Annotated in this window: 16 protein-coding genes and 3 pseudogenes; 12 read left to right on the forward strand and 7 right to left on the reverse strand. The window is 69.2% G+C overall.

Going from position 1 to position 19303, the window contains the following annotated elements:
• Nucleotides 1-267 precede the first annotated feature (267 nt).
• Complete coding sequence (locus ACWFR4_RS43790; RefSeq protein ID WP_453657064.1) at nucleotides 268-1758, forward strand: diacylglycerol/lipid kinase family protein; 1491 nt, start codon at nucleotides 268-270, stop codon at nucleotides 1756-1758.
• A gap of 94 nt (nucleotides 1759-1852) precedes the next feature.
• On the opposite strand, the gene ACWFR4_RS43795 is transcribed toward ACWFR4_RS43790, so the two are convergent.
• Complete coding sequence (locus ACWFR4_RS43795) at nucleotides 1853-2695, reverse strand: DUF1206 domain-containing protein (protein WP_453657066.1); 843 nt, start codon at nucleotides 2693-2695, stop codon at nucleotides 1853-1855.
• Nucleotides 2696-3245: 550 nt separating this feature from the next.
• Nucleotides 3246-3674, reverse strand: coding sequence for an IS200/IS605 family transposase (tnpA, locus tag ACWFR4_RS43800; RefSeq protein ID WP_453657068.1), 429 nt, complete (start codon nucleotides 3672-3674; stop codon nucleotides 3246-3248).
• Nucleotides 3675-3694: 20 nt separating this feature from the next.
• Here tnpA and ACWFR4_RS43805 point away from each other — a divergent pair, with 20 nt between their 5' ends.
• Nucleotides 3695-4852, forward strand: coding sequence for an RNA-guided endonuclease InsQ/TnpB family protein (locus ACWFR4_RS43805; RefSeq protein WP_453657070.1), 1158 nt, complete (start codon nucleotides 3695-3697; stop codon nucleotides 4850-4852).
• 687 nt (nucleotides 4853-5539) lie between these two features.
• Here the strand turns inward: ACWFR4_RS43805 and ACWFR4_RS43810 are convergent.
• Nucleotides 5540-6022: a hypothetical protein gene (locus ACWFR4_RS43810; protein WP_453657072.1), complete on the reverse strand. Its 483-nt coding sequence runs from the start codon at nucleotides 6020-6022 to the stop codon at nucleotides 5540-5542.
• A gap of 54 nt (nucleotides 6023-6076) precedes the next feature.
• Nucleotides 6077-6637: a hypothetical protein gene (locus ACWFR4_RS43815; protein WP_453657074.1), complete on the reverse strand. Its 561-nt coding sequence runs from the start codon at nucleotides 6635-6637 to the stop codon at nucleotides 6077-6079.
• A gap of 214 nt (nucleotides 6638-6851) precedes the next feature.
• Between ACWFR4_RS43815 and ACWFR4_RS43820 the strand changes: the two are divergent.
• The 7 genes and pseudogenes from ACWFR4_RS43820 to ACWFR4_RS43850 all read left to right on the forward strand — a co-directional run.
• A pseudogene (locus ACWFR4_RS43820) lies at nucleotides 6852-6986 on the forward strand (IS5/IS1182 family transposase); the annotation flags it as partial.
• Between the two features lie 1074 nt (nucleotides 6987-8060).
• Nucleotides 8061-8996, forward strand: coding sequence for a 2-dehydropantoate 2-reductase (locus tag ACWFR4_RS43825; RefSeq protein ID WP_453657076.1), 936 nt, complete (start codon nucleotides 8061-8063; stop codon nucleotides 8994-8996).
• Between the two features lie 107 nt (nucleotides 8997-9103).
• Nucleotides 9104-10192 carry a mandelate racemase/muconate lactonizing enzyme family protein gene (locus ACWFR4_RS43830; RefSeq protein WP_453657078.1) on the forward strand — a complete coding sequence of 363 codons (1089 nt, stop codon included), beginning with the start codon at nucleotides 9104-9106 and terminating at the stop codon, nucleotides 10190-10192.
• Between the two features lie 89 nt (nucleotides 10193-10281).
• A pseudogene (locus ACWFR4_RS43835) lies at nucleotides 10282-11073 on the forward strand (MFS transporter); the annotation flags it as partial.
• A gap of 85 nt (nucleotides 11074-11158) precedes the next feature.
• A complete protein-coding gene (locus ACWFR4_RS43840) occupies nucleotides 11159-11641 on the forward strand; it encodes an MFS transporter (protein WP_453657080.1) in 483 nt (160 codons plus the stop codon).
• A gap of 72 nt (nucleotides 11642-11713) precedes the next feature.
• Nucleotides 11714-12556: a fumarylacetoacetate hydrolase family protein gene (locus tag ACWFR4_RS43845; RefSeq protein WP_453657082.1), complete on the forward strand. Its 843-nt coding sequence runs from the start codon at nucleotides 11714-11716 to the stop codon at nucleotides 12554-12556.
• On the forward strand, nucleotides 12553-13356 hold the full coding sequence (locus ACWFR4_RS43850; RefSeq protein WP_453657084.1) for an SDR family NAD(P)-dependent oxidoreductase: 804 nt from the start codon (nucleotides 12553-12555) through the stop codon (nucleotides 13354-13356). The genes ACWFR4_RS43845 and ACWFR4_RS43850 overlap by 4 nt, the downstream gene beginning before the upstream one ends.
• A 98-nt stretch (nucleotides 13357-13454) precedes the next feature.
• Here ACWFR4_RS43850 and ACWFR4_RS43855 read toward each other — a convergent pair whose 3' ends face one another.
• Nucleotides 13455-14141 carry a GntR family transcriptional regulator gene (locus tag ACWFR4_RS43855; protein WP_453468211.1) on the reverse strand — a complete coding sequence of 229 codons (687 nt, stop codon included), beginning with the start codon at nucleotides 14139-14141 and terminating at the stop codon, nucleotides 13455-13457.
• 166 nt (nucleotides 14142-14307) lie between these two features.
• On the opposite strand from ACWFR4_RS43855, the gene ACWFR4_RS43860 reads away from it, so the two are divergent.
• From ACWFR4_RS43860 to ACWFR4_RS43870, 3 genes are read left to right on the forward strand one after another with little or no spacing between them, the layout of a single operon-like run.
• A complete protein-coding gene (locus ACWFR4_RS43860; protein WP_453657086.1) occupies nucleotides 14308-15081 on the forward strand; it encodes a (Fe-S)-binding protein in 774 nt (257 codons plus the stop codon).
• Nucleotides 15078-16556 carry a LutB/LldF family L-lactate oxidation iron-sulfur protein gene (locus tag ACWFR4_RS43865; protein ID WP_453657088.1) on the forward strand — a complete coding sequence of 493 codons (1479 nt, stop codon included), beginning with the start codon at nucleotides 15078-15080 and terminating at the stop codon, nucleotides 16554-16556. The genes ACWFR4_RS43860 and ACWFR4_RS43865 overlap by 4 nt, the downstream gene beginning before the upstream one ends.
• Nucleotides 16553-17197, forward strand: a complete 645-nt coding sequence (locus ACWFR4_RS43870) for a LutC/YkgG family protein (protein ID WP_453657090.1) — start codon at nucleotides 16553-16555, stop codon at nucleotides 17195-17197. The genes ACWFR4_RS43865 and ACWFR4_RS43870 overlap by 4 nt, the downstream gene beginning before the upstream one ends.
• 98 nt (nucleotides 17198-17295) lie before the next feature.
• Here the strand turns inward: ACWFR4_RS43870 and ACWFR4_RS43875 are convergent.
• Nucleotides 17296-18173: pseudogene (locus ACWFR4_RS43875) on the reverse strand (amidohydrolase family protein).
• On the reverse strand, nucleotides 18170-19192 hold the full coding sequence (locus tag ACWFR4_RS43880) for an aldo/keto reductase (protein ID WP_453657098.1): 1023 nt from the start codon (nucleotides 19190-19192) through the stop codon (nucleotides 18170-18172). The pseudogene ACWFR4_RS43875 and the gene ACWFR4_RS43880 overlap by 4 nt, the downstream one beginning before the upstream one ends.
• Nucleotides 19193-19303 lie beyond the last annotated feature (111 nt).

Raw genomic sequence — 19303 nt, forward strand, 5'->3', positions numbered from 1 at the left:
CAGCCCCTTTCAGGCCACCATCCATCTGCCCACCCCGAGACTTCAGTACCGAGCAGCTGATCTCCCCGTACTTCTCGTACCCGAACCATCTCGTCGGACGGTCGAGTCCGTCGCCGATAGGGTGAGGCGGCGCTGCGGTCAGGTCCGGTCGCGCGCAGCGGACCCTAGGTGCAGAGGTGTAGCGAGCGCATGAAGCGACCTGGACGGCTGTGGAAGATACCCGGAACGGGAAGCCGGTTGGCCGGGGCCCTCGCCAGGAGTCGTGCCGTGAGGGGGAACCCGACGACGGACCTGCTGCGCAGCATTGCGGGGCACGATGCGGTATGGCTGGCCGCCGCTACCGTACTCGGGATGGCAGGCGGCAGGAATGCCCGCAGGGCCGCGCTACGCGGCATCGGCTCCGTGGCGATCGTCGTGGCGATCGATCGCGCGCTGGCCAAACCAGCCGTCCGAAACACGCGCCCTGTCCTGAACGCGCTCCCTGGCTTTCCCCGCCCGAAGACCGTTTCCCTGCCCTCGAGTCCGATGGCGTCGGCCGCCGCTTTCGCGTCCGGGGTTGTCCTGGAGTCGCCCCGCTACGGGCTCGCGGTGCTGCCGTTCGCCGCAGGACTGACCTACGTACGCGGCCGTGAAGGTCTCGACCACCGAGGCCGTGCGGCAGTCGGCGTCATCGTAGGCGTGGGTGCCGCACTGCTCACGTGTCGCTGGTGGCCGGTGAAGCCGGAGGCTGCGGCCGCCGCAGCTCCTCCCCGCAGGCCGGCTCCGGCGCTCATGGCGGGCAAGGGCCTGCATCTGGTGGTCAATCCGTCGTCGGGCATCTCCTGGAACCAGGACACCGCCGAGACCCTGCGCGCCATGCTTCCCGAGGCAGCGATCACCGTATTCGAGCCGGGCGACGACCTCGTAGCGTTGCTCGACGAGGCGGCGACGCGCGCCGTCGCCGACGGTGGTGCGCTGGGGGTGTGTGGCGGGGACGGCACCGTCAACGCGGGCAGTGCGACGGCGGCCCGCCATCACGTTCCCCTGGCTGTCTTCCCTGGCGGCACGTTCAACCATTTCGCCGTGGACCTCGGGAATCAGACGCTGGAGGATGTGGCCCGCGCGATTCGGGCGGGCGACGCGGTCACCGCCGACGTGGGCCGGGCATCGTCACCCAAGAGCGCCCGCACGCGCCCCGAGACGGATGCTCCGGACGGTTCGGCCGACGACTCGGCCGGCGTCTTCCCGAGCGGTGGAGAACAGCAACTCTTCCTCAACACGTTCAGCATCGGGGTGTACTCGGAACTCGTCCATGCCAGGGAACGCATGGAGAAGCGCATCGGTAAATGGCCTGCGCTGGCCGTGGGCCTGGCGAAGGTCCTGGCCACGGGCACCCCGCTCTCCGTGGTCATCAACGGCCGCCCCCGCAGCATATGGCTGCTCTTCGCGGGTAACGGGATCTACCACCCGGCCGGTTTCGCCCCGACCTACCGCACCCAGCTCGACGACGGGCTCCTCGACGTCCGTGCGGTGGAGGCCGGTACCCCGCTGGCCCGCACACGGCTGCTCCTCGCCGTCCTGACCGGGACCCTGCACAACTCCCGGGTGCTGACGACAGCGCAGGTGCGTCGGCTGGACCTGGAGGTCCTGGAAGGCGAACCGCACTTCGCCTACGACGGCGAGGTCACGGACGCCACCTACCGGCGCTTGGTCCTTGACAAGATACCCAGGGCGGTCACCCTGTACCGCCCTGCTGACCAGGACCAGTGGCTGCGCTGACACCAGGCTCAAACGCAGGAAGGCGGCGGGGGCGACGGGATGATCCCGCCGCCCCCGCCGCCCTCGCGTACCGGGTGTGCTGCGTTCGTGTCTGTCAGAGCTTGCGCCAGCGGGCGTTGGCCCAGGAGAAGACACCGAAGGCCATGAGACCGAGCGCTATCAGCGCCAGCACCCAGCGACCGGCTGGAACATCGGCGAAGGAACGCAGGGTGTTGTCCATGCCCTTGGCTTTGCCGGGCTTGTGCTGGACGGCCGCCGCAATCGCGAAGGTACCCGCGACAGCGAAGACGACGCCACGGACCGTACCGCCGAAGACCCCGACGAAGTCGACAGCCTTACGCACCCTCCTGGACATCTCGGATACCCTCAGACGCTTCTGGAACTTGCGCATGAGTGCCCTGGCGGCGATCCACACGCCGATACCGGCCACGCCGGCGCCGGCGATTCCGACGATCCACTGCCCGCCGGGCCATTCCAGTACCTTCGCCGTGACGTCCCGGGAACTCCTGTCAGAACTTCCGCTTCCACTGCCCTTGTCCCCGGCCGCGTAGGACAGCACGGAGTACGAGACAAATCCGTAGAAGAGGCAACGGCCCGCGGCCATCGTCCTCTTACTCGCCTTCCGGCCGTCGGGCCCCGCCTGCCCGACGGCCGCTTCGGTCAGCCGCCACACGGCCATCCCCGCCAGGGCTGTTCCGAGCAGCCACAGCAGTACGGTGCCGAAGGGCCTGTGGGCTATCTCGGCGATCGCACCACCCCGATCCGCCTGCCCACCTCTGCTGCTGGAGAAGGCGATCCGCAAGGAGAGGACGCCGATCAGGCCGTAGATGACTCCGCGGGCGACGAAGCCCGCCCGGGCTCCCGCTGCGACTGCCGTGCTGTTCGCCGCGCGTCGGGCCTGCCCGCGTCCGCGTGCCACTGCCGCTCCACCAGTCATGTCATTCCGAATGCCCCCGGCAGGCGAAGCAATGCATTGGGCTGACTACTGGCCTTGTCTCCTGACCCGCCGCCCAGGTGGTCGCGGGCCCAACACACGTACAAAGAGCGCCACTGGAGAATTGCCCGACCACTGGTTCTTGCTCGCTTTGCCGGACCGTAAGTCACCGAAGTCCTCAGGCGTCCCTGAACGGTAGGACCTGACACACGGCGAGTGCATAGGCCCGAAGGTGCATGCGACGGTCGCTGCTTCAGCGCGTCGAGGAGGCGGCCGCACCGTCGATTCAATGCCTTGTCTTACCTGTCGGACTGGATGTGCGGACCGGGCCGTCCCTAGCCGTGGACCTGAATCTCGCCCAGGAACCAGCCGCTGACCTCGTCGAGTCCGATGCGGAACAGTCCGCCGTGTTCGGGGAAGGCGGCCCCGACGCTGACGACCTTGCCGCCGTTCAGCAGGATTTAGCGCGGAACCCGGGGCGTTCACGCCCGGGAGGAAGCGCTTCTCTGGACTGCTGTGATCCGCAGGTTCCCAGGGGTCCGCACGGTTGACCTCAGCCGGGACGTTTCTGGTTGTCGATGTACTCCTTGTTGATCGACAGCGGGGCGCCCCCGCACGAGGCGGCAAAGTACGAGGGCGACCAGAAGTGGTCGCCCCACAGGTACTTGCGGATATGTCCGGGAAACTCCTGCCGGCGCCTGCGGGCACAGACGCCTTTGAGGGAGCCGACCAGCTGGGATGGGGAGAGCTTCGGCGGGTAGTGCACCAGCAGGTGCACGTGATCGGTCTCGCCGTTGAACTCGACCAGCTCTGTTTCGAAGTCCGCGCAGACGGCGTGCATGACTTTCTCGCAGCGCCGGAGGATCTCGTCGGTGAACGGTCCGTGCCGGTATTTGGGTGTGAAGACCAGGTGGGTGTGGAGGGTGTGGACGACCGTGCGACCCCTGCGAATATGGGGGTTTGGCTCCCAGCGTGGTGACATACGTCGATACGATCACCCGCGTGAAGACCGTCGTGCAAGTGAAGCTGATGCCGCAGGCCGAGCAGGCCGCCGCGCTGTCGGTGACGCTGCACACGGTCAACGAGGCCGCGAACTGGGTGTCGGCGGTGGCGTTCGAGCACGGTGTCCCGCGTGAGTACGAGCTGCGCAAGCACACTTATGGCGAACTGCGGGCGCGGGGACTGGGGGCGCAGGCCGCCCAGCACATCATCAAGAAGACCCGCGATGCCTACACGACGCTCAAGGCCAACATCCGTGCCGGGAATCTCGGCAAGGAAGGCTCTCAGCGTCGCCGCAAGGCGGAGTCCAAGCCGATCACGTTTCGGCCCCGGGCTGCGCAGCCGTATGACGACCGGTGTTTGAGCTGGCAGTACGACGCGCAGACGGTGAGCATCTGGACAACCTCCGGGCGCATCAAGAATGTCCGCTTCGCCTGCTCGTCTGACGCACTCAAGACGCTCCGGGACCACCGGCAGGGCGAGTCGGACCTGATCGAACGCGACGGCGTGTTCTACCTGATCGCGACCTGCGACGTTGCTGAGGCCGAGCAGTACGAGCCCGGCCACTTCATCGGGGTGGACCTTGGAATTGCCAACATCGCCACCACATCCACCGGCCACAAATCTGCCGGGCGCGGCCTGAACCGCCACCGCAAGCGGCAACTCGACCTGCGCAGGAAACTCCAGGCCAAGGGCACCAAGTCCGCGAAGCGGCTGTTGAAGAAGCGCAACCGGCGCGAACAGCGCCACGCGAAGAACCAGAACCACATCATCGCCAAGACGATCGTGACCGAGGCTGAACGCACCTCGGCCGGAATCTCCCTGGAAGAACTCAGGGGAATCCGGCAGAGGGTACGGCTCCGCAAGCCCCAACGGGTCGCACTCCATTCCTGGGCCTTTGCCCAGCTCGCAGATTTCATCGTCTACAAGGCCCGCAGGGCCGGCGTCCACGTGGTCTTCGTCGATCCCGCCTACACCTCGCAGCAGTGCTGCGAGTGCGGCCACATCGACAAGAAGAACCGGGCAAGCCAGGCCCGCTTCACCTGCCGGAACTGCGGGGTCGTTGCCCACGCAGACCGGAACGCTTCCCACAACATCGCCCGCAAGGGCGAGGCTGTGTGGACTGCGGGGCGTGAGTCACGCGTCCCTGCCACCCCATAAGGGTGTCTGGACGGAGGAGCCCACCCAGCAGCCAGTCGGGCGCTACCTCCAAACCCGGTCCCTTCAGGGCCGGGTCAAGTTGACCAGGGGATCCACTTGGCTCATGCCTGGACAGTAGCCCGCTGTCAGCTACGGCGAGCCGTCGGTCCACGAACTGGCGTGCTCCAGCGACAGAGTTCCGCCCGCCTTCTGTTATGGCGCGGCGATGATGGCGTTCTACGGGCCGTTCACCTGCTGTCCAGGGGCACGGGAAGCTGATCGCTGCTCCGGCCAACGGGAGCCTCCCGTCGGTTGGTTCGAGGGTGGGGCTTGGCGTGGTCCGTGACCTTGTGGCCGACCGGTCGCCTTGGGCGAGGGGCCGCGCCCGGCACGGCGTCGTCCTGGCGTCCGGCGGTGTCTCCCACTACCCGGGACTACGGCGCCCGGTGATTCCTGCCAACTCGCGGGGGACAAGCAGCACTTCCCGCATCCTGCACGGCACTCTGATCAGGCTCCGCTGCGACGCGCTCGCCCCACCTGGCCCCTTGGCGGGTCAGGGCTGGAGACGCGGTGCGGGCGTCAATCCACAGCCTCGCACCGCGTTCTGCGTGCCTCGGTCACACGCTGAGGCGGCCGACTTCCTGCGGGTCCAAGTCCGCTTCCGATTCCTCTTTGGGCTGTTCCCGCCGAGTCGGGCTCCGCAGCTGTTCAGGCAGTGAGCAGGCGGTTGAAGAAGGACCGATAGTGGCGCAGCGCCATGCGCAGGTCTTCGGTGTCCGCCCGCTCGCCTCGGCTCCATTGCTCTTCGAGCTCCTGTTTGCGCTCGGCGAAGGTCGTGGCCAGGGTCTGCATGACGTCCGCGACCAAGGTGTCAGCGGAATGCACGGCGTCACGCGGATCATCCACGAACTTGCTCTGGATCTCTTGCCAGCGTGAGCGGAAGCCTTCCTCGTCCTCCGCGCTGAGGAGCTGGGTGGCTTCCTCCTCGGCCGGTGCGTTCGTTTCCGTTTTCTCGTCCTCGGTCTCGGAGCGTTCGGCCGACGGAACGGGGGTGCTCTCGCCGGGGAAGGCAGGCGCCTCGGTCCGCGCTTCTACGGCTTCGTCCTGTGATCGGTCGGTACGGTCCCGGGTCTGGGCGAGGTCCTCCGTTGACAGCCCGCTCGATCGGTCAGATTTGCCGTCGCTCTGCATGTCTCCTCCGTCGCTGGCCGCGTGGATGGCCGCATCTAACGAGGGTGAGGTCGTTCAGGTACGGGCGTGGCGGGCTTGGCCGCCGCCGTTGGAGAGCAACTCGTTGAACAGGGCGCGGTAGTGCACCATGGCGCCCCGCAGCTGCTCGGTGGTCGCCCTGTGCTCAGTGCTTTGTGCGTCGATTTCGTGGGCTGCCCGATAGTGCTCCAACGTGCGCCCGTGTTCGACCGAGAGATCCTTGAGCTGTTGGTCGAAGTCCTCGGTGGGGTAGCCGCGCTCGCGCATCAGGGAAGTCACCAGATGGTCCGCATCGTGCACCGCGTCCTCGGGCCGGTCCACGAACTCTTGCTGGACATTGGTCCAGTCCCGGCTGTATCGGTCTCGGACGCCCGTGTCCAAGGGCTTGATGTCCAGCGAGTCGTGGTGTTTCTCGCGTGCTCTGAGCTCGCTTTCGCCGGCCCTGCGACTGTCCGCGTCCTCGATCGTTCGCTCGTATTCCGGACCGAAGCGCTCGCGCAGACGGCGACGGCGCACAAGCAGAGAGCCCGCCACTGCGAGCAGCGCAAGCACCACCACGACGGGGATGATGATCGCCAGAAGTGTCCCAGTCGACATGAGGTTGAACCTTCCTCGATGCGCCAGTTGGGCCTATTTTAGCTGTTTCTCGTAATATGGGCGATGTGTGCATGTGGCGTGGCATTCGACTGCTGGCAGGCGGGGGTACGCCCGGCGAGTGCCACGACGTCGGGCCTACATGGGCGTGCGCGCCCTTGTCTTCGAGGGGAGCGATGAGGCCCTGTGATCCCGCTCGGCGATGTCCAGATCGTTGATTCACCTGGCCAGTAACGGCAGTCGCCGTCCACTGGCGGTTCTGATAACCCCCGGACAGAGGGGTGACGCCCCACGGCTGATCATGGTCTTGAATCGCATCCGTGTTCCTCGTCCGGCTGGTGGCTGTCCGCGTCAGCCCGGCGCGGGGCTGGTCGACTTCCTTCGTGAAACACGGAGGCGGCTTTCAGGATCTCGTTTGACCGCTTCAACTCGTCTATTTCTTGGCGGAGTTGGTTCGTTTCGGTCCGCCCTGTGTGCAGGAACTCCCAGATCGTGGATGGCGCGATCGGGTGGCCCAGGCGGGCGAGTTCGCCCTGGATTCGGCGGTGGCCTCAGGTGTTGTTATCCCGGGCCAGGCGCAGGATGAGCTGGAAGGTGGTGTGTGCGCTGGACGGTCTGCCGGGGTGGCGGTGCGGAGGGAACATCCACTGCGGCGCCGCGAGGGCCGCTTCCGCGTAATGAGTTGGCGGTGCCGGGCCGGCAGCGTGGTCGGCGTGACTGCGAATACGTGGCGCCGGTGTTTGCGTGGGAGCAGCCGGGAAGGGTGGAGAGTCAGATCCGGTCGGCGGGCACGTAGCGGACTCGGGCGATCTGGCGGCGCAGCACCGCGTTCTCGTCCCGTAACGCCAAGACTTCTGCGTCCTTGGCCACGCGGCACGGCAGCGGGCATCTTGATCAGGTTTCGGGCGGGCGCGGTGCCGATCGACAGTGGCATCGTCGGATCGTCCCAGGTGCTGTGCAGGTCGGTGCCCTGTGCGGAGAAGCTCTGGGACAGGTCTGGACTCGGATCCCGGGCGGGACAGGCTTCGCCGTCAACGCCGTGATGCCCGGCAACGTCGGCGAGATCGGCCTGGCCCGGTACAGGACATGGAGCCGATGGCCGCCGCGATGGCGGGTGAACTCGCGCTGCCGCCCGGCAAGGCCGTGCAGCAGAGTGCCGCGAACTCCGTCCTGATGGCCGCCTCGCCGGCGATCGAAGGCGTCCGCGGGCGCTACTGCCCTCGACCGGGGCAACGCGGCACGCCTGTGGGCCTTGTCCGCGGACCTCGTGCGCGCGGCGTAGGCCTCGTGGGCGGGCGAACCGTCTCGGCTACGGACCTCTCGCGCGGTGACCTTCTTGCTACCGAGCGAGGGTTGTCTTCGCGTGAAATCTATAGCATTCTTTCGGCCGAGCGCAGTTCCTATATGAAATGGATGGGCTGTGGGTGTGAGTGGAAGCGAGCCGAGCGGTTCGGATCCGGTCGCGATCGTCGGACCGGGAGCTGTCGGCCTCGCGCTGGCGGCGCGACTGGCACTGGAGGGGCATCCGGTCACACTGTGCGGGCGATCCGGCTCGGCAGCCGTAGCCGAAATCGAGCTGACCGACCATCAAGGCATCCGGACCGTGGCGGTCGACTGGCAGGACGACCCGGCACGGGTGAGCCCCTTCCGCTGGGTCGTCGTGGCGACCAAGCTGCATCAGCGCGACGCGGCACGCTCCTGGCTGGAGGGGCTGGTCGATCGCGGCACCGTGCTGGTCGTCGCGCAGAACGGTGTCGAGCACCGGGACTGGGTGTCGCCGCACGCCGCGGGCGGTCAAGTGGCGCCTGCCCTGGTCCACTTCAACGCCGAGCGGCTGGGCAGGGGCCGGGTGGAGGTCCGGCAGGACGGGGCGGGTCTGGTGATCGGTGACGACGCTCCCGGGCGCCGTGCTCACCCGCTCCTTGAGCGGACCGGGCTCGGCGTGCAGGTGGTCGCCGACTTCACCACCGCGGCCTGGCACAAGCTCATGGTCAACGCTGTCGCCAACCCCCTCACCGCCCTCACCTCCCGTCGCGTCGAGGTCTTCCGGGACTCGTCCGTACGGGACCTGGCGGCCGCCATGCTCGCTGAAGTGGCCGCTGTGGGCCGGGTCGAAGGCGCTCGGCTGCCCGACGACGCCGTCGACGACGTCCTGGCGTGGATCGATGCCCGTCCGCCCGGGGCCGGTTCGTCGATGCTCGCCGACCGCCTCGCCGGCCGGCCGATGGAGCACGACGGGCTCCTCGGGGCCGTGGTCCGCAAGGCGCGCACGCACGGGATCGCGGTCCCGCTGTGCGCGGCGGTCCTGGCGCTCGTCGCGGCGCTGGACGGCCCTGGACCACTGAGCCGCATCACGCCATGAGGGCGGGCAGGCGCGCCCCGCTCAGCCGTCGAGTGCCGAACGGGACAACCGCGGCAACGCGACGCAACGACTTCAAGTGACCGTAAGTACAAGGCTGGAGAGCAGCAGTGGCGAAAGTGATCAAGGCGGAGGCCTACCTCGTCGACATCGAGGTGGAGACGGTGCGCACCGACGCGTCCCAAGCCTTCCTCAAGCAGGAGACCCTCTTCGTCGAAGTGGCGACGGACGACGGCCTGACCGGCACCGGGTACTCGTACACGATCGGCAGCGGCGGCCGGGCGGTGCTCGCGATGCTGCGCGACCACCTGCTGCCCTCGCTCATCGGCCACGACTCCCGCGAGGTCGAGGGAGCCTGGCGGACGATGTACGACAGCACGCGCGCCACGATGGTCGGCGCGATCACCGCACTCGGTCTGGCCGCGGTGGACCTCGCCCTGTGGGACCTGCGCTGTCTGCGGGCCGGGGAGCCGCTGTGGCGCGTGGCGGGCGGGCACCGGTCGGCCACCCCTGTGTACGACACCGAGCGCGGCTGGCTCCAGCTCGACGAGGGCGAGTTGGTCGCGGGGGCCCTTGAGGCGCGTGACCAGGGGTTCTCGGGCGTGAAGATCAAGGTGGGCAAGCCGTCGGCGGGGGAGGACGCGGCCCGCATCCGGGCCGTGCGTGAGGCCGTCGGGCCCGGCATGGACATCATGGTGGACGCCAACCAGGCCTTCACCGCCGCCGAGGCCGTACGTCGCGCGGCGCTCCTCGAACCGTACGACGTGGGCTGGTTCGAGGAGCCGCTGCCCGCCGACGACGTGGCCGGGCACGAGCGTCTGGCCGCCTCGACGACCGTGCCGGTGGCGGTCGGCGAGTCCATGTACTCCCTCGGCCACTTCCGTGAGTACCTCCAGCGCGGGGCCGCCGGGATCGTGCAGCCCGACGTGTCCCGGATCGGGGGCATCACCCCGTGGCTCAAGGTCGCCCATCTCGCGGAGGCCTTCGGTGTGGAGGTCTGCCCGCACTTCCTGATGGAGATCCACGTCAGCCTCACCGCTGCCGTACCCAACGCCCGTTACGTCGAGTACATCCCGCAGCTCCGCGCGGTGACGAACCGTCAGGTACACATCGCCGACGGGCTCGCCCACGCCCCGTCCGAGCCCGGTCTCGGCATCGCCTGGAACCGCGACGCCATCGACGACCGGCGAGTCGCCTGACCCGCATCGACCCCTATTCGCCGCCCCCCCACGCCCAGCACGCCACCGGTCCCGTCCCGCTGCCCGCTTCAGCACACCGGAGGACGACGATGTCCATCCTGACCACAGTCAAGCCCGCCCACACGGCTGTTGCGCACCGCCGCAGAGTCCTGTTGGCCTCGCTCGTGGGCTCCGCCCTCGAGTGGTACGACTTCTACCTCTACGGCACCGCCGCCGCGCTCGTCTTCAACAAGATCATTTTTCCGTCCTTCGACGCCACGGCGTCGCTCCTCGCCTCGTTCGGCACGCTGGCCATCGGATACTTCGTGCGTCCGCTCGGTGGCGTCATCTTCGGCCGTCTGGGCGACCTGTTCGGCCGTAAACGCGTCCTGGTCCTCACCCTGCTGGTGATGGGGGCCTCGACCGTCGGCATGGCGCTCGTTCCGACATACGGGCAAGTGGGCGTGCTCGCCCCGATTCTGCTGGTCGTCCTGCGCGCCATCCAGGGGCTCGGAGCCGGCGCCGAGTACGGCGGAGCCGCCGTGCTGGCCGCGGAGTTCTCCGAGCCGCGACGGCGTGGCCTGTTCGGGTCGGCGCCCAGCATCGGCGTCTACATCGGCATTCTCATGGCGTCGGGCGCTTTCGCGCTGGTCACTCAGCTTCCCGAGGACCAGTTCCTGGCCTGGGGCTGGCGGATCCCGTTCGCTGCCAGCGTGCTGGTCATCGGCGTGGCTCTGGTCATCCGGCTGCGGCTGACGGAGAGTCCCGCGTTCGAGGCGGCGCAGGAGCGCTCCGAGGCGTCGGAGGTCTCGCCGGTGCGGGACGTCGTGCGCAAGGAGTGGAAGGCCGGCCTGGTCGTCTTCGGCCTGCAGACCGCGCAGAACGTCGTCGCGTACCTAAACCTGACGTTCCTGGCCGCCTACCTCACCGACACCCTCAAGCTGTCCAGCTCCACCGGACCCGTCGCGGTCACGGTGGGGGACAGCGGTGACGGCCCTGTCCCTGCCGTTCTTCGGCTGGCTCACCGACCGCGTCGGGCGCAAGCCGGTGGCCCTGGCCGGGACCGTCTTCTCCGCCGCCTTCGCCTTCCCGTACTTCTATGTGATCGACCACGCGCACACCTCGCTCGCCGTCACCCTGGTCGTCGTGGTGAGCATGGCCATCGGCGTGGGCTGCATGTTCGCCCCGCAGGCCGCCTACTACAGCGAGCTGTTCACGGCGCGCTCCCGCTTCACCGGCCTTGCCCTGTACCGGGAGATGGCCGGCGCCGTCACGGGCGGACTGACCCCGCTCATCGCCGTCGCCCTGGTCGCCGCGGCAGGGGGCCGCTCCTGGGGCGTCGCCCTGTTCGTCGTCGGCTCCTGCGTCGTCGGGGGCGTCGCGGTCGCCCTCGGACCCGAGACACGGGGCCGCGACCTGGCCGCCACGACCGTCGCCGAACTTCGTGCCTCGACCGGCACCTACCGCTGAACCAACTCTCGGGAAAGCGTCCTCAGGAAGGCTCCCAGGGAGACTTTCAGGAAGGCTTTCAGGAAAGGCAACATGCGTATCGCCCGCCTCGGCCGCCCAGGCCAGGAGATTCCCGTCGTCCTCGACGGCGACCGCGTACTCGATCTGCGCGCTGTGACCTCGGACGTGACACCGGAGTTCCTCGAACACGGCCTGCCCGCAATCGACGTGACCACCCTGCCGGAACTCCCGGACGCCGCAGGCCTGCGCTTCGGCCCGCCGGTCACCCGGCCCACCGCGGTCGTCTGCGTCGGCATGAACTACGCCAAGCACGCTGCGGAGTCCGGCGCCGAACCGCCCACCGAGCCGGTCGTGTTCCTCAAGCACCCCAACACGGTGGTCGGCCCGGACGATCCGGTCACCATCCCCCGGGGCAGCACCATGACGGACTGGGAGGTCGAGCTCGGCGTCGTGATCTCAAGGCGCACCAGCTACCTCGACTCGCCCGCTGACGCCCCCGCCCACATCGCCGGGTACGTCCTCGTCAACGACGTCTCCGAACGGGAGCTGCAACTGCACACCTCGGGCGGCCAGTGGTCCAAGGGCAAGTGCGCGCCCACGTTCACACCGGTCGGGCCGTGGCTGGTCACCGCTGACGTACTGGACCCGCCGGCCGTACAGCTGCGCAGCCGGGTCAACGGGGAGAAGCGCCAGGACTCCAGCACCGCCGACCTGATCTTCTCCGTGCCCGAAATCCTGTACCGGCTCAGCCAGTTCATGACTCTGGAGCCCGGCGACCTGATCCTCACCGGCACCCCCGAGGGCGTCGCCCTGTCCGGTCGCTTCCCCTACCTGAGTGCCGGGGACGTCGTGGAGCTGGAGGGCGAGGGGCTCGGAAGGCAGCGCCAGACCATGGCCGCCGAAGGAAACCGATGACCGACGAGAGGATGCCGATGACAGCGCCGACGCCGCACACCCCCGAGTACGCGGGCCTGGTCGCCGTGGTGACGGGCGGAGCGTCCGGGATCGGCCTGGCCACCGCGCGTGAACTGCACGCGCGGGGCGCCGAGGTGGCCGTGCTTGACCTGGCCGAATCGGACGGGCCGTTCCTGCATGTGCGCTGCGACGTGACGGACGACGCGGCCGTGCGTGCGGCCATCGACACGGTGACGGACCGCCTGGGTGGAGTGAACGTCCTGGTCAACAATGCGGGGATGGGCGCCCAGGGCACCGTCGAGGACAACGCCCCCGACGAGTGGCACCGGGTGCTCGACGTCAACGTCGTCGGCGTCGCCCGCGTGACAGCGGCGGCCCTGCCCGCCCTGCGCAAGGCGGCCGCCGGGGGAGAAGGACACGCGGCGATCGTCAACATGTGCTCGATCGCCGCGACCGCCGGACTGCCCCAGCGCGCTCTCTACTCGGCGAGCAAGGGCGCGGTCCTGGCCCTGACCCGCGCGATGGCCGCCGACCATCTGGGCGAGGGCATCCGCGTCACCTGCGTGAACCCCGGCACGGCGGACACGCCCTGGGTGAACCGTCTCCTGTCCGTGGCGGACGACCCGGAGGCCGAGCGCGCCGCCCTGGCCGCCCGCCAGCCCAGCGGCCGGCTGGTCAGCGCCGCCGAAGTCGCCCACGCGGTCGCCTACTTGGCCAGCCCGTTCTCCGGCGCCACGACCGGCACAGACCTTGCGGTGGACGGCGGCATGCAGGGACTGCGGCTGCGCCCACGGCAGTGACACCCGGCAATCCCGCGGCCGTGCGCCTCGTCCAGCAAGTGCCCTTCAGTGCTGCCCTTCAGTGCTGCCCTTCAGTGCTGCCCTTTAGGAGGTGCCCTTCAGGAGGTGCGCGCCCGCGGGTGCTGGGACGGGGCGTCCGGCCGGTGCCGTACGCGGCTGGAGCGCAGATGCGCCGCCATCGCCTCCGCGGCTCGTTCCGGATTGCGCCGCACCAGCGCCTCCAGGATCTGCTCGTGCTCATCGATCGTGGTGCCGGCCGCCCCCGGCGCGCTGGTGAGGCGGAACAGGTGCAGATGGGCATGGAGACGGTTCACCGCGTCCGCGAGCAACGGCCGCCCCGCCGCCCGCGCGAGCGTGTCATGAAACTCCTGGTCCAGCAGGGCGAAGCGATGGTAGACCGCGTAGCTCTCGCCGGTGTCGGGGTGCTGGCGCGTCTTCTCGACGATCTCCCGCAGCAGTTGAAGGTCCGCATCGGTCGCGTTCTCCGCGGCGAGCGACGCCGCTCGCGGCTCCAGAAGCAGCCGCATCTCGAACAGGTCGCGCAGGGCGTCCGGGTCGAGAAGGTCGGTCGCCCGGTAGCCGGCGTTCGGCCGCTTGACCACGAGACCCTCCGACTCGAGGCGTGCCAGAGCTTCCCTTACCGGGGTCGCCGACACATCGAGCTGACGGGCCAAGGCCTCGATGCCCACGCGGGCCCCCGGGGCGATGCCATGGTCCATGACCATCGCCTTGATGGCCTCATAGACCCGGCCGGTGGGCACATCCTGTTGAATCTTGTTCCCCATGCCTCCAATCATAGAGAATCCACCGATCAAGGGCGACGCCTTGCCGGCCTGACTGAACGGACCGAACTGAGCGCCCTGACCGAACCGACCGAACTGCCCATTTACGTAATCCGCAGCCGAGCGCATCCGTGACCGATCACATGCGCAACGAGACGAAGGGGCCACGATGCGTGTCGCGCTCTTCCTGACCTGTGTCAACGACACCCTGTACCCGGACACGGGCCGTGCCGTGGTGAAGCTCCTGACCAGGCTGGGCGTGGAGGTGGACTTCCCGGCCGCCCAGACCTGCTGCGGGCAGCCGCACTACAACACCGGCTACCGGCGTGAGGCCGAACCACTGGCCCGGCATTACTCCGATGTCTTCGGACCTGGACTCGCCTCCGGTGAGTACGACGCGATCGTGACGCCGTCGGGGTCGTGCGGGGCGATGGTGCGCGAGCTGTACCCGAGGATGGGCGAGCGGGCCCGGGCGGAGGGCCGGGGCGACGGGCTCGCGGAGACGCTGGCACCGGTGATCCCGAAGACGTACGAGCTGACCGAGTTCCTCGTGGACGTGCTCGGTGTGACGGACGTGGGTGCGTACTACCCGCACGCCGTCACCTACCACCCGACGTGCCACGGCCTGCGCTCCCTCGGGCTCGGCGACCGCCCGACTCAACTCCTCAAGGCGGTCAAGGGACTCGACCTCAAGGAGCTGCCGGGTGCGCAGGAGTGCTGCGGCTTCGGCGGCACCTTCGCCGTGAAGAACTCCGATGTCTCGGCGGCCATGGGCGAGGACAAGGTCCGCAACGCCGCCTCGACCGGGGCCGACGTGCTGTGCGCGGCGGACAACTCGTGCCTGATGCACCTCGGCGGCACGATGTCCCGCCTGCACACCGCGATGCGCCCGGTCCACATCGCGGAGATCCTGGCGAGCACGGAAGAGGAGCCCCTGTCATGAGCGGCACATTTGTCGGGATGCCGGCCTTCCCGAAGGCCGCGCACGACGCCGTACGGAACACGACCCTGCGCGCCAACCTGAAGCACGCCACACACACCATCCGCGACAAACGGGCCAAGGCCGTCGCGGAGCTCGACGACTGGGCGCTCCTGCGCGAGGCCGGCAAGCAGATCAAGGACCACACGCTCCGCCATCTCGACACCTACCTCGTGCAGTTGGAGGAGGCCGTCACCGCGGCGGGCGGCATCGTCCACTGGGCGGCCGACGCCGACGAGGCCAACCGGATCGTCACCCGCCTGGTCAAGGAGACCGGCGAGTCGGAAGTGGTCAAGGTCAAGTCGATGGCCACCCAGGAGATCGGGCTCAACGAAGCACTCGAAGAAGCCGGGATCGCCGCCTACGAGACCGACCTCGCCGAACTGATCGTGCAGCTCGGCCACGACCGCCCCTCCCACATCCTCGTCCCGGCCATCCACCGCAACCGCGCCGAGATCCGCGACATCTTCGCCAAGGAGATGGGCCAGTGGGGCCGTCCGGCCCCCGAAGGCCTCACCGACACCCCCGCCGAGCTGGCCGAGGCCGCCCGCCTGCACCTGCGCGAGAAGTTCCTGCGCGCCAAGGTCGGCATCTCCGGGGCGAACTTCATGGTCGCCGAGACCGGCACCCTGGTCGTCGTCGAGTCCGAGGGCAACGGCCGCATGTGCCTCACTCTGCCCGAAACGCTGATCTCCGTCGTCGGCATCGAGAAGATCGTCCCCACCTGGCGCGACCTCGAGGTCTTCCTCCAGACACTCCCGCGCTCCTCGACGGCCGAGCGCATGAACCCGTACACCTCGATGTGGACCGGCACCACCGACACCGACGGCCCGCAGACGTTCCACCTCGTCCTGATCGACAACGGCCGCACCGACACCCTCGCCGACGAAGTCGGCCGCCAGGCCCTGCGCTGCATCCGCTGCTCGGCCTGCCTGAACGTCTGCCCGGTCTACGAGCGGGCCGGCGGCCACGCCTACGGCTCCGTCTACCCCGGCCCCATCGGCGCCATCCTCACCCCCCAACTCCGCGGCACCGCAAGCGAGATCGACGCCTCACTCCCCTACGCCTCCAGCCTCTGCGGCGCCTGCTACGAAGTCTGCCCCGTCGCCATCGACATCCCCGAGGTGCTGGTCCACCTGCGCGAGCGGGTCGTACAGGGCGGCGAAGTGACCAGGCGCGGCGCCAAGGTCACGCTCAAACCCGCCAAGGGACACGCCGGCGAACGCGCCGCGATGCGCGCCGCCCGCTGGGCCTTCACCCACCCGGCCGCCCTCGCCACCGGCCAGCGCCTGGCCGCACGCACCCGCCGCTTCCACCCGCGTACGCTGCCCGGCCCCGGCAAGGCCTGGACCGCGACACGGGATCTCCCGAAGGTCCCGGCGGAATCCTTCCGCGACTGGTGGCAGCGGACCAACGGCGGAAAGGACTCCGAGAAGTGAGCAGCAGGGACGTCATCCTGGGCCGGGTGCGGAGAGCGCTCGGCGGCCCGCCCGGGGCCCCGACGACGTACGACACGGACATCGACCGCGACTACCTGCACGAACACGGCGACCGCACCACCACACAGACCGTGGAGCTCCTCGCCGAGAACCTCGCCGACTACCGGGCGAACGTGCACCGGTGCACCGCGGGCGAACTGGCCGCGACCGTGGCCCGGCTGCTCGCCGAGCACGGCTCCCGGTCGGTAGTGATCCCAGGTGGGCTGCACGAGGAGTGGCTGGCACAGACCGGCCTGCCCTGGGTGGCCGACGACGCGCAAAGCACCCCCGCCGCTCTCGACCAGGTCGACAGCGTCGTCACCGCCTGCGCCGTCGCCATCGCCGAGACCGGCACCATCGTCCTCGACGGCAGCCCGGACCAGGGCCGCCGCCGCATCACCCTGATCCCCGACCACCACATCTGCGTCGTCCACGTCCCCGACCAGGTCGTCTCCTCCGTCCCCCAGGCTCTCGAACGGCTCGACCCGACTTGCCCGCTGACCTGGATCTCGGGACCCTCCGCGACCAGCGACATCGAGCTCGACCGTGTCGAAGGGGTACACGGCCCACGCACCCTTGAAGTGATCCTGTTGAGCGGATGAGGGAAGGGAGCGGCGCCGGATGAACTCGGACCGACTGACCGACCGACCAACCGGCCAACCGTCGCGGAGCAAGAACGAGTGATCCGAAGCCGGGAACGTCAGGCCCAGCCGGTTTCCTCAGGAGCGGCCGGGATCCCGTAGACGCGTTGCGCCGTGCCCGCCCACACCTCCCGCTGCTCGGCCTCGGTGAGGGCGGCGGTGAGCGCGCGGGTGGCGGACACGACGTCGCCGTAGCTCGCGGCGAGCGTGCTCACCGGTCAGTCGGAGCCGAACATGAGCCGTCGTGGGCCGAACGCCGCGATGACTGTGTCCGCGTACGGCCGTAGTCCGTCGACCGTCCACGACGCCCGGTCCGCCTCGGTCACCATGCCGGACAGCTTGCACACTGTGTTCGGCAGGGCCGCCAGGTCACGGATGTGCCCGGCCTACGGCTCCAGTCCCGCCGGACACGAGTCGATCGGCGGCTTGCCCAAGTGGTCCAGCACAAAGGTGAGTTCGGGCACCGCCCTCGCGGCGCGGATCGCGGCGGGCAGCTGGTGTGGCAGGACCACGAGATCGTAGACGAGCCCGGCATCGGCGATCGCGCGTAGCCCGCGCAGCACCTGCGGCCGGGTCAGCCACTGCGGGTCCGGTTCGCCCTGCACCTGGTGGCGGATGCCGCGCAGGAACGTGCCGCCGTGCAGGGTGCACAGCCGAGCCAGCTCGTCGGCGAGACCGGGCGAGGTGAGGTCCGCCCAGCCGACGACCGCGCCGATCAGGTCGCTGTCGGTCGCGAGGGCGAGAAGCTCGGGCGTCTCCTCGGGCACGGTCACGGTCTGCACCACGACCGTGGCCGTGACGCCCGCCTTGCGGGTCTCCGCCTCAAGGTCGGGGAGGTGAACGAGCGGCGGATGGGGGCGAGTTCGGGGCCGGTGATCCAGGCCTGGTCACGTACGGTGAGGTCCCACAGGTGGTGGTGGGCGTCGATGACGGTCATCGCGAGCTCTCTTCGCCAGTGGGTACGTCGGTGGGTACGTCGGTGGGTACGGGAACGTGTTCGGGCAGCAGGCCCTCCGTGCGCAAGCCGGCCCACACGTCGTCGGGCAGTCGCAGCCTCAACTGCGCCTCGGCATCGTGGACTTCGTCCGCCGACCGCGCGCCGACCAGCACGGAGGCGACCGTCGGATGCCCGAAGGGGAAACGGAGAGCGGCGGCGCGCAGCGGCACCCCGTGCGCCTCCGCCGTCTCCCGCATCCGTACGGCCCGGCGGAGGACCTCCTCGGGGGCCGCGGCGTAGTCGTACCTCGCGCCCGGCCTGGGGTCGGTGAGGAGCCCGGAGTTGAAGACGCCGCCGATGATCACGCTCTTGCCGGCCTGCTGCGCCGCGGGCAACAGGGCGTCCAGGGCGCCCTGTTCGAGGAGGGTGTACCGGCCCGCGCACAGCACGGCGTCGACGTCCGTGTCGGTCAGAAAGCGGGTCAGCATCTGGGTCTGGTTCATGCCCGCGCCGATTGCGCGGACCACTCCCTGCGACCGCAGCTCCTCAAGTGCCGGATAGGCCTCGCGGAACGCCTGCTCCTCGTGGTCGTCGGGGTCGTGCAGCAGGACGAGGTCGATGTGGTCGAGGCCGAGGCGGGTGAGACTGTCGTCCAGGGAGCGGCGTATGCCGTCGGCGCTGAAGTCCCAGCGGCGCCGGAGCGTGGCCGGTGCGGCGAAGCCGTGGCCGAGGTCGTCCCCGTGGCCGTCGGCGGGTTCGAGGACACGGCCGACCTTGGTGGACAGGACATAGCTGTCGCGGGGGCGGGAGCGCAAGGCCGCCCCGATTCGGCGTTCGGCCAGGCCGAGGCCGTAGTGCGGCGCGGTGTCGAAGTAGCGGATGCCCGCTGTCCAGGCCGCATCCACGGTGGCCGCCGCCTCGTCCTCGGCCACGGGCTCGTACAGGCCGCCGATCGAGGCGCCACCGAAACCGAGCGTGGTGACGGGGACGCCGCTGTGACCGAGGGTGCGGACGGCCAGAGGCGATCGGTCCGTCGGGGGCGCGGGTGTGGCCGCGGGCGTGGGCGGGGGCTGCACGTGGAGATCCTTAGGTCTACGGACGGGCTATATGGATGGGCTATACGGACGGGC

Source organism: Streptomyces sp. NPDC055140 (assembly GCF_053607285.1).

Excerpts from the sequence above, each read along its gene's own strand:
- tnpA (WP_453657068.1), bottom strand. The coding sequence starts at position 3,674 with ATGTCACCACGCTGGGAGCCAAACCCCCATATTCGCAGGGGTCGCACG.
- ACWFR4_RS43810 (WP_453657072.1), bottom strand. The coding sequence starts at position 6,022 with ATGCAGAGCGACGGCAAATCTGACCGATCGAGCGGGCTGTCAACGGAG.
- ACWFR4_RS43795 (WP_453657066.1), bottom strand. The coding sequence starts at position 2,695 with ATGACTGGTGGAGCGGCAGTGGCACGCGGACGCGGGCAGGCCCGACGC.
- ACWFR4_RS43815 (WP_453657074.1), bottom strand. The coding sequence starts at position 6,637 with ATGTCGACTGGGACACTTCTGGCGATCATCATCCCCGTCGTGGTGGTG.
- ACWFR4_RS43855 (WP_453468211.1), bottom strand. The coding sequence starts at position 14,141 with ATGGGGAACAAGATTCAACAGGATGTGCCCACCGGCCGGGTCTATGAG.
- ACWFR4_RS43860 (WP_453657086.1), top strand. The coding sequence starts at position 14,308 with ATGCGTGTCGCGCTCTTCCTGACCTGTGTCAACGACACCCTGTACCCG.
- ACWFR4_RS43865 (WP_453657088.1), top strand. The coding sequence starts at position 15,078 with ATGAGCGGCACATTTGTCGGGATGCCGGCCTTCCCGAAGGCCGCGCAC.
- ACWFR4_RS43845 (WP_453657082.1), top strand. The coding sequence starts at position 11,714 with ATGCGTATCGCCCGCCTCGGCCGCCCAGGCCAGGAGATTCCCGTCGTC.
- ACWFR4_RS43850 (WP_453657084.1), top strand. The coding sequence starts at position 12,553 with ATGACCGACGAGAGGATGCCGATGACAGCGCCGACGCCGCACACCCCC.